The 2,476-nt window shown below is 67.6% G+C and carries 1 protein-coding gene; it reads left to right on the top strand.

Annotation, left to right across the window (positions count from 1 at the left end; translation table 11 throughout):
• Positions 1 to 683: 683 nt before the first annotated feature.
• A partial coding sequence (locus ABZU25_RS34400; RefSeq protein WP_355033535.1) for a molybdopterin-dependent oxidoreductase occupies positions 684 to 2,476 on the top strand: 1,793 nt, incomplete at its 3' end.

A 2,476-nucleotide genomic window follows, 5' to 3' on the forward strand; every position in this document is an offset into this window, starting at 1 on the left:
CCCTGCACCCGGGGTGCCGGCCAGCGGCGTTCGCGTATGGGGGTTCTTGGCTGCGCGACGCGTAGTCGGGGGTGCGGGGAGGCCGCGGCTTGGTCCGCTGTTGTTCGGAGATCTTGGACAATTTCCGTTCGCGAAAGACGGAAAGTGTCCAAGATCTCGCGGCTGGCTTCGCGTCCGCGCGGCTGGCTTCGCGTCCGCGCGGCTGGCTTCGCGTCCGCGCGACCGGCTCCGTGTTCGCGACCGGCCTCACGTCCGCGACCGGCCTCACGTCCGCGACCGGCCTCACGTCCGCGACTGGCTTCGTGTTCGCGACCGGCTTCGCGTTCGCGACTGGCTTCGTGTCCGCGACTGGCTTCGTGTCCGCGACCGGCTGCGCGTCCGCGACCGGCTTCGTGTCCGCGACTCGACCGGGGCCGAGGCGGGGAACAACGCCGGGGTCCGGCTGGTTGTGGAGGGTGTCGGTGTGACTCAGTGTCCCCGGGCCTCACCTAAATTGCCTTCGCGGAATACCGTTCGGCTGGAGCCGCGTCGTGCCACTCGCCGAGAGGCGACCTGCACACCGACACCAGCGCCGCCCCCGGCTCACCGGCCGGGGGCGGCGCTGTCTGACTGCCCCCGCTCGCGAAGATGTCTCGGTTGACCTATGTTCATGGGGTCGCTCGCGTGGGAGGGGGTGTCGGGGCATGGGTCTGCGTACCTTTATTGAGGGTTGGCCGGTCTACCGGCAGCTCACCGGCACCGATCCGCTCGGTCGGGGTGCCGCGGCCAAGTCCGCCCGCTCGGCAGAACTCACCGCCCGCACCGATGCCGCGGACTCGATGGCCCGGTCGGTCTGCCCGTACTGCGCTGTCGGTTGTGGTCAGCGGGTGTACGTCAAGGATGGCCAGGTCAGTCAGATCGAGGGTGACCCGGACAGCCCGATCTCGCGGGGTCGGCTCTGCCCGAAGGGTTCGGCCAGTAAGAGTCTGGTGACCAGTCCGTTGCGGCAGACGACGGTTCGTTACCGCCGTCCGTACTCGACGCAGTGGGAGGATCTGGACCTCGACACCGCGCTGGACATGATCGCCGACCGGATGCTCGCGGCCCGTGAGCAGACCTGGGAGGACGTCGACACGCAGGGCCGGCCACTCAACCGGACGCTGGGTTTCTCCAGTCTGGGTGGGGCGACGCTGGACAACGAGGAGAACTACCTCATCAAGAAGTTGTTCACCGCGATGGGGGCGCTCCAGATCGAGAACCAGGCTCGTATTTGACACTCCGCCACCGTCCCCGGTCTGGGGGCCAGCTTCGGTCGTGGCGGTGCGACGGATTTCCAGCAGGACATCGCCAACGCTGACGTGATCGTCATCCAGGGTTCGAACATGGCTGAGGCGCACCCGGTGGGCTTCCAGTGGGTGATGGAGGCCAAGCGCCGTGGCGCGAAGGTGTTCCACGTCGACCCGCGGTTCACCCGGACCAGTGCGGTTGCGGACGCGTACCTGCCGATCCGGGCCGGCACCGACATCGCCCTGCTGGGTGGTGTGGTGCGGTACATCCTAAACAACGAGTTGGACTTCCGTGAGTACGTGCTGTCGTACACCAACGCGGCGACGATCGTCAGCGACGAGTTCGTCGACACCGAGGACGGCGACGGGTTCTTCTCCGGGTTCGACCCGGAAACCGGCAGCTACGTGCAGGACAGCTGGCAGTACGCGGGGCAGGAGGGTTCGTCCGGCAGTGGGCACACCGCCCAGGAGCGGGACAACGCCGCGGGGCTGACGCACGAGTCGCACGGCGCGCAGGTGAGCGGGCAGACCGAGAGGGACGAGTCGTTGCAGGACCCGCGCTGCGTGTACCAGATCCTCAAGCGACACTTCTCCCGCTACACCCCGGAGATGGTGGAACGGGTCTGCGGGATCCCCCGGGAGCAGTTCCTGGAGTTGGCCGAGGCGTGGACGCGGAACTCCGGTCGGGACCGCACCGGCATGCTGATCTACTCGGTGGGGTGGACGCAGCACAGCGTGGGTGTGCAGTACATCCGTACCGGCGCGATCATCCAACTGCTGCTCGGCAACATGGGTCGCCCGGGCGGCGGAGTGATGGCTCTGCGGGGGCACGCGAGCATTCAGGGCTCGACGGACATTCCGACGTTGTTCAACCTGCTGCCCGGGTACCTGCCGATGCCGCACCACGCGGAGCACCCGAGCTTCGACGAGTGGGTGGACAGCATCCGGCACCCGGGTCAGAAGGGGTTCTGGGGCAACGCGCGGTCGTTCGCGGCCAGCCTGCTCAAGGCGTACTGGGGTGACGCGGCGACACCGGAGAACGACTTCTGTTACGGCTACCTGCCGCGGATGACCGGTGATCACGGCACCTACCAGCAGGTGCTCGACATGATCGATGGGAAGATCAAGGGGTACTTCCTGCTGGGTCAGAACCCGGCTGTCGGTTCGGCGCACGGCCGGGCGCAGCGTCTCGGCATGGCCAACCTCGACTG

It is taken from the genome of Micromonospora sp. NPDC005215 (assembly GCF_040607915.1).
Classification (GTDB): Bacteria; Actinomycetota; Actinomycetes; order Mycobacteriales; family Micromonosporaceae; genus Micromonospora.